The organism is Litoreibacter janthinus (assembly GCF_900111945.1).
Classification (GTDB): domain Bacteria; phylum Pseudomonadota; class Alphaproteobacteria; order Rhodobacterales; family Rhodobacteraceae; genus Litoreibacter; species Litoreibacter janthinus.
Genome location: NZ_FOYO01000001.1, coordinates 3,514,364 through 3,527,223 on the forward strand (window position 1 = coordinate 3,514,364; position 12,860 = coordinate 3,527,223).

General features: G+C 55.0%; 12 protein-coding genes and 1 tRNA gene. 5 read left to right on the forward strand and 8 right to left on the reverse strand.

All coding sequences use genetic code 11. The features are described 5' to 3' along the window. Positions 1 to 76: 76 nt before the first annotated feature. From BM352_RS17650 to BM352_RS17660, 3 genes are all read right to left on the reverse strand, one after another. Positions 77 to 556: a helix-turn-helix transcriptional regulator gene (locus BM352_RS17650; RefSeq protein ID WP_245781016.1), complete on the reverse strand. Its 480-nt coding sequence runs from the start codon at positions 554 to 556 to the stop codon at positions 77 to 79. A 53-nt stretch (positions 557 to 609) separates the two neighbouring features. Beyond that, on the reverse strand, positions 610 to 996 hold the full coding sequence (locus BM352_RS17655) for a hypothetical protein (RefSeq protein ID WP_090219564.1): 387 nt from the start codon (positions 994 to 996) through the stop codon (positions 610 to 612). Positions 997 to 1,074: 78 nt separating this feature from the next. Next, positions 1,075 to 1,488 carry a hypothetical protein gene (locus tag BM352_RS17660; protein ID WP_090219567.1) on the reverse strand — a complete coding sequence of 138 codons (414 nt, stop codon included), beginning with the start codon at positions 1,486 to 1,488 and terminating at the stop codon, positions 1,075 to 1,077. 344 nt (positions 1,489 to 1,832) lie between these two features. Between BM352_RS17660 and BM352_RS17665 the strand changes: the two genes are divergently transcribed. The 5 genes from BM352_RS17665 to BM352_RS17685 all read left to right on the forward strand — a co-directional run bounded on the left by BM352_RS17665 (position 1,833) and on the right by BM352_RS17685 (position 9,952). Beyond that, positions 1,833 to 3,332: a di-heme oxidoredictase family protein gene (locus tag BM352_RS17665; protein ID WP_090219569.1), complete on the forward strand. Its 1,500-nt coding sequence runs from the start codon at positions 1,833 to 1,835 to the stop codon at positions 3,330 to 3,332. Positions 3,333 to 3,843: 511 nt separating this feature from the next. Continuing rightward, positions 3,844 to 4,968, forward strand: coding sequence for an efflux RND transporter periplasmic adaptor subunit (locus tag BM352_RS17670; protein WP_090219572.1), 1,125 nt, complete (start codon positions 3,844 to 3,846; stop codon positions 4,966 to 4,968). Then, entirely contained in the window at positions 4,965 to 8,054 is a 3,090-nt protein-coding gene (locus BM352_RS17675) for an efflux RND transporter permease subunit (RefSeq protein WP_090219574.1), read from the forward strand. Before BM352_RS17670 ends, BM352_RS17675 begins: the two co-directional genes overlap by 4 nt. A gap of 812 nt (positions 8,055 to 8,866) precedes the next feature. After that, on the forward strand, positions 8,867 to 9,571 hold the full coding sequence (locus BM352_RS17680; protein ID WP_090219576.1) for a hypothetical protein: 705 nt from the start codon (positions 8,867 to 8,869) through the stop codon (positions 9,569 to 9,571). A 9-nt stretch (positions 9,572 to 9,580) separates the two neighbouring features. Then, on the forward strand, positions 9,581 to 9,952 hold the full coding sequence (locus BM352_RS17685; RefSeq protein ID WP_090219577.1) for a hypothetical protein: 372 nt from the start codon (positions 9,581 to 9,583) through the stop codon (positions 9,950 to 9,952). 133 nt (positions 9,953 to 10,085) lie between these two features. On the opposite strand, the gene BM352_RS17690 is transcribed toward BM352_RS17685, so the two are convergent. From BM352_RS17690 to BM352_RS17710, 5 genes are all read right to left on the reverse strand, one after another. Then, a tRNA-Arg gene (locus BM352_RS17690) sits at positions 10,086 to 10,162 on the reverse strand. A gap of 49 nt (positions 10,163 to 10,211) precedes the next feature. Then, a complete protein-coding gene (locus BM352_RS17695) occupies positions 10,212 to 10,625 on the reverse strand; it encodes a hypothetical protein (protein WP_090219580.1) in 414 nt (137 codons plus the stop codon). Between the two features lie 10 nt (positions 10,626 to 10,635). Further along, positions 10,636 to 10,986, reverse strand: coding sequence for a hypothetical protein (locus BM352_RS17700; RefSeq protein ID WP_090219582.1), 351 nt, complete (start codon positions 10,984 to 10,986; stop codon positions 10,636 to 10,638). Between the two features lie 12 nt (positions 10,987 to 10,998). Beyond that, on the reverse strand, positions 10,999 to 11,361 hold the full coding sequence (locus BM352_RS17705; protein WP_090219584.1) for a hypothetical protein: 363 nt from the start codon (positions 11,359 to 11,361) through the stop codon (positions 10,999 to 11,001). Positions 11,362 to 11,453: 92 nt separating this feature from the next. Continuing rightward, a complete protein-coding gene (locus tag BM352_RS17710) occupies positions 11,454 to 12,857 on the reverse strand; it encodes a sensor histidine kinase (protein ID WP_090219587.1) in 1,404 nt (467 codons plus the stop codon). Positions 12,858 to 12,860: the final 3 nt, after the last annotated feature.

Consider the following 12,860-nt stretch of genomic DNA (forward strand, 5'->3'; position numbering starts at 1 on the left):
CCCTCCTTGCGACGTCGCCGCCCTCGGTCCAACGGTAAGTTGACGGTCACAACCAGCAAGAATGAAAGTTCTTTATTTACAATAGAATATCTTCGACCAGCAGCGAAAAGAGCTGGCTCTTGCCGCTGACTCCTGCCTTTCTGTAAATAGCCGTGCATTGTGCCTTCACTGTCCCAACGCGCGTTTGCCGTAAATCTGCGATTTCGGACAATGACATACCCTTCAGCACGAACCATGCGACTTCAGTTTCAGCGTTCGTCAGGCCAAGCTTGGCAAAGTAGTCTTCGACCACGGATGCGAACTCACCAGATGTGAGACGTCGTGCAGTTTCGGCGCGGTGCGTGGCGCTTTGGGCGACCAAAGCCAGACGGATGCCAAGTACGGCCCCAAGAATTAAGCCGACGCTGGCACCTGCTTCGACGAGTTCGCGTGCATTCCACCGGAGCGGAACCGATGGAATACCCAAAACAGAGGCCACGATCTCCCAAAGGAAGTAAGCACCGCATAGACCTTGAATAATGACGAGGACCCACACGATCCAAGGACGGGTCAGCATAGCTTGACCTGCGCAATGCTGCGCCACGTTTGATTTTTTGACATCACGTTGTTTTAGCCGTTCCCGCCAATGCCACCGCCGCCAGTCCCGCCACCAGGGGCGCTCCCGTCAGGTGTAGCAGGCCCTTTTGGCCCGGGCTTGCCACCTTTAGAGCTTGTCGGGCGAGCCGGAGCACCTGTTGACGGAGAGGTCACTGCAAAAGTCTGGTCGCGCAAGATCTCACCCGACGTTCTGTTTAAAACAACTTCACGCTCGTTCGTTTCACTTTGTGCAGTAATCACAATGCGCCCGAGCCAAGATCTTCGAACCTCTGTGACCGTGTAGCCGTTCGACTGAAGCCGCGCGACAACTGCGTCGGCGACAGTGTCCTGCGCGTATGCTGCGGAGGTCAGGCACAAGACTGTCAAAATGCTTGCCGAGGCCAGTAAATTCCACTTCATGAGTTCTTTCCTTTGGTCGCGTGGTTTGGCTAAGCCGTCACTGCGCAGCATGTCAACTGATACACCGTGGACTCAGGTCTAATTGAAGATGAGATCGCCTTGGCTTGCATGGTTCGGGCCGATCCCCTGAAAGAACAACTGATCCCCAATGAAACGGCGATCATCATCGCTTAGGCTTGAGACATCGATGTCAGTCAAGGAAACCACCTCGCCAGTGATTGGGTCGACTACGAGAACACCTGCACCCCCCTCTGGTAAGTCGGACGCCAGATCGTATATCTGGGTTCGATAGCCCTTAGTCGCCGACGCGCCGCCATCGTCATTGCGCAGGCCTTGCGAGTAGGCTTCGGACGCCGACTCTGTAAAAAAGACGGCTTCACCTGAATTTGGGTCGATAATCAGCATTTCGTCGGCAAATGTGAGCGTCGTAGAGGTAAGGGCCAAAACGGCTGCCACCACATTCATTGCGGACGTGTTGAAAGGGTTGGACATAGTCAGTTCTTCTCACTGTTAAGGTTTTGAACACGGCTGGAAGTCCCCGTGGCATGTCCCAGTGTTGGACGACTTCAAGCACTTGCGATATTGATCTAGGGTCGGGTTTTCGCGGCCCTAAGCCAAAGTCATAGAGCTATTCTTTGGCGATCTCAGCGGTTGAAACCGCGCAGCCGGAATGGCTAAGAAGCCCAATTTTTCGAAACGTCAGCTGTCCTATCACTTTGGCTTAGGGCCACTCATACGGCCCCTTTGTCCAATAGTGGCGCGCAGAATTTCCCGTCACTTCCTGCGGTCAGTCGCGCCCTATCAGGGCTCACCCCACCACATAAAATGGACAAAGCATGCGTCAGATTTTTCTTACAGCCTTAATGATGAGCCTCCTGCCAATCGCGGCCCAAGGAGATAGCGCACCACCACCAGTCGACCAACGCGCGCTCACCCAAATGATCAAAGACGGAGAGGCCGTCGCCGCTTTTCTTGAAGCGTTTGAAGCAGGGGACAAGCTGACCGAATTCAGCTTTGGCGCAGACCAAGGCGTTGGAGCCTACATCGGCGAAGGACGCAGGTTCACCCGGTTCCCACGTGCTGACCTCAAGGGGCCAATGGAATGGGCAAGCCATTTTCCGAAACGTGAAGGTGGGGCAAATGCTACGTCGTGCGTCGCCTGCCACAACGCCCCCTTTGCGAACGGCGCGGGCGACATCGCTTTGAATGTCGTTGTGGACCCGGCTCATTCCGGTGATCCCAGCCAGTATCTTGAACGCAATACCTTGCCGCTCTTTGCCTTAGGCATCCCTCAAAGGCTGGCAGAAGAGATTACCACCGACCTTTACCTGCAACGTGACGCCGCGCGTCAGGCGGCCTGCAGCAACGGAAAGTCCTCCGCAAAGTTGAGTTCAAAGGGAGTGGATTACGGAACATTGATCTTAACCCGCACACGCCAGGAGCCCTGCACAATAGAGATCGACAGCGCAGGATTGAAGGGTATCGACTCCGATCTGGTGATCAAGCCCTTCGGCTGGAAGGGTAACCATTCCACGATCCGCGCCTTCACGCGCGGTGCTGCCCATAATGAACTTGGCCTACAAGCGGTGGAGCTGGTCGGCGATCAAGATGGTGATTTCGACGGCGTAACAGACGAGCTAACCGTCGGGGACATGACCGCCCTGACAACGTATATGGCTGCGCTCGAACGTCCCGTGAGCAAAATGGAACTGGCCGATCTTAATTTGATCGAGTTAAGCGCGCAGGAGAGCTCAGCAATCCTCGCAGGCGAACAGCTTTTCGCTGATGCCGGTTGCGCAAGCTGTCACACCCCATCAATGCCTCTGCAAGACACAGTCTTCCGTGAACCCAGTGTCGTCGCAGGCTTCTTTGATGTGGCTTTTCCAGATGGATCTGACCCGCAAAGCCATGGCTTTACGCAGACCAATGGCATGGCATTTGATCTGAATGGCGATCAACCCAACAATGTGATCACTTTGCAAGACGGAGCGGCGTATCACCTTGGCGCGTTGGAAATGGATGGAGATGGGCAACCAACGGCGCGTTGGTTCACTGATTTCAAACGCCACGATATGGGACCTGAACTGGCCGATCCAAGCGACCCACTTGGCTTAGGCGCTAGCAAATTTCTCACACGGTCCCTTGCAGGTGTCGGGGCGACAGGACCATGGTTACACGATGGTCGCGCCACAAGCCTAAAAGACGCCATCATCAGCCACGGCGGGGACGCGAAGGACAGCGCTGTGGCATTTAAGGCCCTGCAACCGCTCGAACAAGGGAAGCTCGTCTCGTTTCTGGAAAGCTTGACCATGTTCCAAAATCCAAAAGATAACTGAGGTCATCTGACCGTTCGGTACTCACCACCATCGGCAGGATTGTCAGAGTTTCGCTCAGCGCGCACTCACGGTAGTGCTGCGCCGCTCGGAGACTTTGCACGATCCGCGGCAATGGCAAATGACAAGGCCGTAGTGCCCCAAGAAAATGCCGCCATGATGGTCATGGAATTCACGTTACAAAAAAGTTGAAATAATATCGACGGAGTTGGCCACATCGCCCGTAGTAAGGGGAGCACAATCACTAGGAAGCTTGCTTCATGATCACTCTATCAGACAGTGCAGACAGATTTGGCCTAGTTCGCCAAGTATTCGATTAGAGCATGGCAATTGCGAGATGGGATGGGTTCTAGCAGCGGTGGCGTTCGGGCACATTGTCATAGCCGTTGTCCGGCACAGATGGTTTCAACGTGATGATGTGTTTGAAAGCATGATGTGAAGCACAACTAGGTGGCACAACATTTTCGCCAAACCTTCCCCAAGATATGACGTGAATTTAGGAGCTAGGAAGACTTTGAAAAAACTGATTGTTGTCATTGCCTCGTTGGGCGTCCTTGCGGGCTCTTACGGCATCGCATTTGGGGTGCCTGAACAGGTCGCCCTGATATTTGGCAGCGCGCCAGTTGAGAATGCCAATCAGACGCGGGGTAAAAATGCCGTTCGACGCGGGCCAGGCCGGTCGACTACGGTTGTTCTCGCTCCGCTTGAGGAAAGCACTTACACGCTCGTATTGCGAGCGGTTGGTAGTGCGATTTCACTGCGCCGCGCCGATGTGATGTCGACTGAAGCAGGCGAAGTTGTCGAAGCAGCGCTCGAAGCAAATAATCTGGTCGAGAAGGGCGATATTATTCTGCGCTTAGATGATCGTACCCAGCGTCTGTCCCTTGAAATCGCGCAAGCCAACCGCGATCAAGCGCAGGCTACTGTTACGCGCTATGAAGGACTTCACAAAAACGGCAGCTCTGTCGTTACTGACGTCGCCCTGTCCGAAGCCGGAGTGGCACTGAGGCTGGCACAAGCCAATGTCGGGTTGGCCGAACTTGCGTTGGAAAACCGTACAATAGTCGCGCCAATTTCCGGACGCCTCGGCCTGAGCGACGTCGACGTCGGCGATCGATTGTCGAGCGGTGATTTGATCGTAACGATTGACGAGTCCGCGACCCTGTTGGCGGAATTTGAGGTTCCCGAACGCTCGATCGGGCTGTTGGCCAAAGGTAAACCGGTTTTCGTGTCAACGCCGACTTATGCCGGGCGCGTGTTCGAGGGTAGGATCACAGCATTCGACAGCCGCCTCGACAGCGTGACTCGCAGCGCCACGGTCCAGGCCGAAATCGACAATTCCGAAGGCTTGCTGTTGTCCGGCATGACCTTTGCGACCCGCATGTACGAAGAGACCGCCCCACTCCCCGTCGTGCCATCTACCGCGATCACATGGGACCGCTCAGGCGCGGGTATTTGGGTTGCGGAGGATGGCAAGACCAGCCGTGTTCCCGTCACCATTAGATATCGCGAAGGCGATCGGGTCTGGATAGAAACAGCCGCATCATTGGGTGCGCAGATTGTTGTTGAAGGTGCCTCGAAGTTACGGGACGGCACTCAAATCGCTACGGCACAGCCCCGAGAGGCTCAAGGTTCATGAGCATAGAGAAGAGAGCGCACAAGGCGGGTTTTGCTGACACTTTCGTCGCGCGACCGATCCTCGGCATCGTTTTGAACCTTCTGATTATTATCGCCGGTCTAGCGGCGTTGAGCAGCGTCGACATTCGAGAAATGCCCGATGTAGATCGACCCGTTTTGTCCGTGCGAACCACTTATGACGGCGCAGTGGCGACAACCGTCGATACTGAGGTCACGCAGGTTCTTGAGGACGCATTGAGTGCCCTCGAAGGGATGTCGTATATCGAGTCAACTTCGAGTGCAGGATCAAGCCGCATCACGATTGACCTATCGGACGGAACGGACGTGGACATTGCCGCCAATGAGGCTCGCGAAATCGTATCGGACGCACTGCGATCTCTACCCGACGACATCGACGATCCCAGCGTCAGCAAAAGCGACAGCAATTCGGACGCGATTATCCGTCTGGCTTTGCTGGGGGACGCCAACTTTGATGATCTTACCAAGATTGCAGAAGGCCCGATCTATGAGCGTCTGTCTCTGATCGACGGCATCGCTGAAGTCACGGTGCGTGGTAACCGAGCCAACGAATTCCGCGTTGCCGTGAATATGCCGTCGTTGCTGAGCCGTGGTTTGACTATCTTTGATGTCTCGACTGCCTTGGAGCAATTGCGCGATGACACAGCTTTGGGTTCACTTTCGACGCAATCCCAGACCCTTTCGTTGCGGGTTGGCAACGAAGAAGTCACCGTTAAGTCCATCAACGAATTGCCTGTCAACGACACAACGCAAGTGGCCGACGTCGCCTTTGTTCAGTTGATCCCAGAAGAAACGAGTGTGTACGCGCGAGTAAATGGCGAAAACGCCGTTGGGCTTGATATCACGCGGCAATCCGTCGGGAATACGCTGGAGATTTCCCGGGACGTAACAGCAGCCGTCGATGAGTTGCGTGCTCTGCTTCCCGAAGGTGTGCAGCTTCTTATCACGTCAGACGACGGGATTTTCATAGAAGGGTCTATCAACGAAGTTGTGAAATCCATCCTGCTGGCGACCGTGATCGTGATCGCGGTCATTTTCTTGTTCCTACGCTCGCCAAGGGCAACGCTAATTCCCGCCATCACGATCCCAGTCGCGCTAATCGGCACGCTTGCCGCAATTTGGCTAACGGGGTTTTCGGTCAACACCATCAGTCTTCTGGCGCTTGTTCTGGCGACGGGGATGGTTGTGGATGACGCGATTGTGGTGATTGAAAACATTGTTCGGAAACGTAAGTCGGGGATGGGGGCATTTGCTGCCGCTGCATCCGGTACCAACGAAGTCTTTTTCGCAGTCATATCGACAACGGCAACTTTGGCTGCGGTTTTCATCCCGATCTCATTTCTGCCCGGACAGGCAGGCGGCGTGTTTTCCGAGTTCGGCTTCGTTCTGGCGTTTGCCGTCACCTTATCGTCGATCACTGCGCTAACGCTCGCGCCGGTTTTGGCTGCTTTGCTAGATCCGGGAAAATCAAAGGCGAATGACCAAGGCACCCCTCCAGGCCGCCTGTCCCGCAGCTTCGACCAGGTGATTGATTTCGCGATCCGAACACCCCTGCTCATTCTCGCCGTGGCCTTCGGTTTTGCCATGATCGCAGTTGGCGCAGCGATGACATTGCCCTCGACAGTGACGCCAAACGAAGACCGAGGATTTTTCATTGTTCAGGCACGTGGCGCATCGGACACGACGGTCGATTACCTCGACACCCAAGTTCTGTTGGTCGAAGACATTCTTGCCCCATATATCGACAACGGCCAGATCGAAGCAGTGCAGAGCATCATCGGCGTGGGCGGCGGGACAAGCGCGTTTATCGTCGTGCGCCTACCCGATTGGGCGAACCGTGATTTCACGCAGCAGGAGTTGATCGCCGAGATCAGCGGTCAGTTGTCGACCGTTCCGGGGATACAGGTGAGCGCGCGCTCGACCAACAGCCTGAACATCCGCGGCGCAGGTAGAGGGCTCGGGTTCGCAATCACTGGGACCAACCTTGAGAACATGACGAAAGCCGCCGACGATCTTGTTGCTGCAATGTCTCTAGACGGAACGTTCTCAAACCCGCAACTTTCCAACGACAGTGTTGACGCGCAATTGGAAGTGACGGTGGATGATAGCGCCGCGGGGGACATGGGCCTGAACAGTTCTGACATCACAAAGCTTGTGCGGGCTTTGGTGCAAGGCGAGGTGGCCGTCAGCGTCTTCTCGAATGACACAGAGGTCGACGTAAATGTCGTCCCGGGCGGCCCACCGATTAATGATCCGTCCGACATTGCTTCCATATCGATCAGGCTGGACAGCGGCGCATACATTCCTCTGTCGGCCGTGGCGTCGCTGGAAACGGTTGTAAGCGAGGCACAGATTGAACGGTACGGCGGCGCGTTGGCGGTGTCCATGCAGGCCAATCTCGGCGAAGGAGTCAATCTTTCTACGGCGGTGGAGCGCATGCGGGCCATTGCGCAAGAAGTCCTACCCGATGGCATGGGCATACTTCTAACCGGCGAGGCCGCCACACTGGATGACACTGCGGCTGGCATGTACGCCGTTTTTGGAGTGGCCTTGATCGTTGTTCTGTTGGTGTTGGCTGCACAATTCGAAAGTTTCGCCAGTGCGCTTGTGATCATGATGACAGTGCCGTTCGGGCTTGCTGCAGCGTTGTTGGCGATTTCCATTACCGGCGGATCATTGAACTACTACAGCCAAATCGGCCTGGTGATGCTGATCGGTGTGATGGCTAAAAACGGCATTCTGATTGTGGAGTTCGCCAATCAGTTGCGAGAGGCCGGAGAGGACATCGACAGCGCTATACGCAACGCGATGCACTTGCGCATCCGCCCCGTGATGATGACGATGGTGTCCACGGTGTTTGGCGGATTGCCCCTCGTCCTGACTTCGGGGGCGGGCGCCGAAGCGCGCATCGCTGTGGGTTGGGTTATCGTCGGAGGCTTGGGCTTTGCCACGGTGTTCACCCTTTTCTTGACCCCAATCTTTTATCGCTGGATCGCCGTTTGGGGTTCAGCACCAGGCGCCTCTGCCAAACGGCTTCGGGATGAAACAGAGGCGGTCTTGGGCGCGTAGAAAAAGCACTCAATCTCTGGCACTTCCCCTGCCCCAACGTACCACTGAGTAACGCGCTTCAGATACGCTGCTTCGTGCATCCTGAGTTCCGCCGAAAATTGGCTCGAGAATTCCTGGTTCTAATCTGAAGCTGCACTTTACTCGCTGCACCCCACGCTTGCCTGAAGCACAGCAGCAAGAGCACTGGTGATGGGCACGAAGACCTGAGCCGAGCATTAGCGTCTATGCACGCAACCCAGTGGAAAGCCTCTTTCACCAAACGGACCGCGAGTCCCAATCGAAGTCGATCAGATATACCGCGCCGCTGGCCCAAGTCGGGCTGGAATCATCGCGCAGCACCGTCGGCGCCTCCTATGACAACGCCTCTGCAAAACCGGTGATTGAATTAGTTAGATCAGATGCCATCAATCGCAGAGGGCCCGATCGAGTGAGAAACCCGATCGAGTCGGCATGAAACACCACCTTTGCAAAATGAAAATCCTCCGGCCAGAAAAGCAGATCGCGCATACTATAAGCAGTTGGAGACAGACGGTTTTGCTGTTTGGAAAACGTAACTAACAGTTTGCAAAAAACCGGGATGGTTCATTTGAAGCTGGACGTTCGGCTCCTCATGAGCTGCGAGACAGCTTGATAAACTATGAAACGACGTCGAATTGTGATAGTATTTTTTTGTTCGGCTTAAAAATTTCTATCCCCCGACTTTAAGCCGAACGCTTACCGCAAACCGCGTTTGGCACGATTTTTCTGTAAATTTCTTTTTCGCATATGACCTTGTGGATCATGTTCAGCGCAAAAATTTTTGAGGAGTTGTTATGCCTACATTGACGAGCTGTATTTTCGAAAAAAGTTCCTTCACAGGGGCAGCCAATTGTAACAGCGTCGGCTTCCCCGCAAATGGATGGGCTTGGGTGACATGGACCTTTGGCAACCGCAAAGCATCACTTGCGCGCGTTCGTCAGGATTCGGACATCGTGATCGCCCTCGTTCCGGTGCTTGATACCAGCGCCAATCGGCGCATCCTCGACGCCAACCTTCCATCGGGAGCCCGACGGATCACTGGCATTCGAGCTGGCATGGTCCCGTATAGCGCCACTTGGGGCGGGCAAAATCAACCAGCCAGACACCCTGCATGGCGGGTGCTTGTGGATCTGTCATTCCGAGTCAATATTGATCTACCATGGTATTGTTTTGCCGGCGGAAATGATACTGAAGCGACGATCCATTATTACCTGTTCATTCGCCTCAATGCGAGTGGGAACCTTGTGGCTTCAGTTGATCACTGGGAATGGAACCGGACCGAGGGTGCCGGATTGTGCGGCGGTGAAGTTGCAAGCCGCCTAAATGCCGGAATCCCTAACGGAGTAGCTCCCCTGCAGTCCGCGCTGACGAGCGCCATTGCGCCATTTTCGACATTCAGTTTCAACGACATTTATTTTCTGCCGGGCGACGGCAGAACGTCTGGCGTTGATGACGTGGCTGAAGTTCGCAATGAAGCTGCAATCGTATTGATGAGATAGGAGAAAATCATGAACTGCAATTCTGGAAACCGTAAAGTTCTCGCCGATGCTTTGGTTGAGAGCGTCATCGAAATTGCAAAAGAGTATAACCTGCAAGATGTGGTCGTCCATCGCGACGCCGATCCAGTTCTAGTGGCTGTGCGCGGCAACTTGAAGAACACCAAAAAGAAAGCAGAGGATGAGTGCATCGAATTCGTCCTGCAAATCTCTCCAGATATCGCGCGCGCTTCTGTCGCGAGCATGGTCGGTGCGGATATTGCGGCCGGGACAGATCTGGCAGCTCATCGGGCATTTGACCTGTCAGAAATTGTCGCAAAGGACAGCGTCGCACACGCCGCCAAGCCACTAGACGATGATCGGTGTAGCCCTAACGAGAAATAATCAATCGTCTCGGCACGAGTTCCAAGGAACACGCGCGCGAAAGAGCTCTCGGCCGCGCTACGGCGCGGCCCACGAAGATGGAGTCCTTACAACATAAGGGTCAAAACTATGTGTCGTCTGACAATGGAAAAAGTGGCGCGCTGGGGAGGATTCGAACCCCCGACCCCTTGATTCGTAGTCAAGTACTCTATCCAACTGAGCTACCAGCGCGCGGGGTGAGGGCGATGTAACCCCGCCCCCCCCGCAATGCAAGCGCATTTTAGTCGGTTGTGCGAAGAACGTTGTTTGATTTTCGGGTTTCGCCAACAGTGGGTAACTTTGCGCCGTTACTGTATTCCCCTGGTCGGGTCCGTAGTGGCTCGGTCGGGCGATCTTTCGGCAGGAAAACCTCCTTCATCCGAAACACGTCTAAAATGCCGTAGGTCGTTCCTCCGCCAATTGGCGCCCCTGGCCATTGCGCCTTAAGCGGCAACCTCGCATTGCGCTCACGCAGCCTTTGCAACGCGGACATTTCTGGTGCCGGGCCTTTGCCGAGTTTTTCGCTGAGGAAGGCCCGTACATCCGAAATCCCCGGATAAACACCGGGCATGTCGTAGGCCATGATCGTGAACACAATGCCAAGCCCCAGAACATTGAGCGCCATGTATGTGATTGCTTTACCGATCGCCTTCATCAGGAAAACCTTACAGTGATTGCATCTTTGCCATTGCGTTGACGCGTTTGGTACGGCTGTTGAGTTTTTGAAGCTCGCTTTTGCCGGAGTCGCTACCGCCGCTCATCATATTGCCGCCGCCCATCCATTCTTCAGTCGTGTCACGAATAGTGTCCCAGATCGTTTTTTCCGCCGCGGCTTCGGGCGCAACGGATCGAAATCCCGAAACCCGCGCGCCGGGCTGAGCAATCTTGGCTTGTCCCGAGAAAATCGCCCAGTTTTGAGGTGTGGTGTAGTTGCCTTGCCCATAGCCCATGGTCAAAAGCAACATGAAGATGCTGAAGCTGAAAAGCGCCATTTTCCAAACGACTTTGGTTAGCATGGCATTCCCTCCCTAAGAGCCATTGTAGAGAACCCCCTTAGTGCGTGTGTTGTAGGTCTTGTGCCCTTTGCGACGCAGTTCGAGTTTGCGGAGTTCTGATTTGCGGTGTGCGGCTTGTCTCTCGGCTTCGATATCTACGCCGAACCAAGCGCGGACACTGTCGACGAAGCTGATCTCAGTGGCATAAGCGCCTTTCGCTGTCATAGAGAACGTATGATCTCGTTCACCAATGGCTGCGGACTTTGCACCGTTTTCGTCGACCGTTGTGTAGACCATCGGCGGCTCTTCTGTGCTGGTGACCGCGTAGCCCGCCATTACAACCAGCATAAAACTGGCGGCGGTTCCAAGAATGACATTCCGATAAAAGTTGCCCATCGGTTCCTAAGCCCCTCAAAAATCTCAAGGAAAGCTCGCAGCAAAAACTGGCAATTTATTGTCGAGTCTGGGGAGATATCGCGAAAGCTGGCTTATTCAGCAGCATTTCCGAACAATGCGTTTTCTTTGGGAAGGTGTAGCCTGAACTCTGTGCCCTGCTCGTCAGAGCGCACCAGCGTGAGTGATCCGCCATGCCCGCGTGCAAGCTCTGCCGAAATCGCCAACCCAAGTCCTGTCCCCCCCTTTCGCACGCCACCTTCAAAGGCCGTGAAAAGGTTCTCTCTCGCTCTAGGTGGCAACCCCGGCCCGGAGTCAGAAACGGTCAAATGCCATCCATCGACATCCTCGCTGCCCTTGATCTTTATCTGCCCCGGTTTGCCCGACGCCTCCAGCGCCTGATGCGCGTTGCGCACTAAGTTCCCCAGAATACGGTAAAGCTGCTCTCCATCACAGCGCACCATCAGTTGAGACGGCACTTCATTCTCGAAACTGACAGTGTCGGATGCAGACAATTGCTCGCTTTTCATAACGTCTTCGGCGATTTCATGCACCTGAGTCATAGCCAGTTTCGGGGGCGCCTCATCAACGCGACCAAAGGCCAACGTGCCTTCACATAAATTCACGGCACGGCTTAGTGAATTCACCAGCTTGGGCGCGGAGCGTTGCACCGCAGGATCTTCCGAGCGCTCCATGCGGTCGGCCAACAAAGTCGCTGTGGTCAGAATGTTGCGTAAGTCATGGCTGATCTTAGCAACGGCCCCACCCAGCTGCGCCAGCCGCTCCTTTTGCTTGAGCGACCCCGTCAGACGTGTTTGCAGCTCCGCCAACGTATCCTCGGCGGCGCGCAGCTCGGTGATAGTCGATGTGGGTTTGATCACCCTACGCGCATCCTCAGGGGCCTGTGCATAAGCCTCCATCGAATGAACCACCCGCTTGATCGGGCGCACCATGAAGCGGCGCACAGCCAAGAACAGCAATGCGGCCGAAATGATCGAAATTACCGCAGATAGTGCCAGAACTCGCAATCCGTAGTCGATCATCGCAGCGCGCAAGGGCGCCTGTGGCATCGCGACTTCGATCATTGAGCCTGCTGCTTGCGTCGGAGAGCCGAACACGCGGATGACGCCCTCCGGCGCATCAAATAGCTGCTTCAAAGCACCAACCATCAGGTAAATTGCCGATGGGTCTCGTAGATCAACCATTGTGGTCACAGGGCCGGGAACTGGGGAGGACAGCACCAACTGGCTGGCCGCGTCACGCCGCAAAACGACGTTATAAACGCCGGCATTATCCAACAATTCCTGTGCCAAGCTGGAAGAAATGCTTTGATCCTGCGACGCGAGGACCGAAAGCGAGGCAATCTGCGACCTTTCAAGACCTGCAAGCAGGTAGTCCTGCCTGAACCGCGCCACCGAAGGGACAAAGATCAGCACCTCAGCGATCATCACAAAAATGATCGTGAGCAAAAGAAACCGACCTGAGAGCGAATTAATCAACCG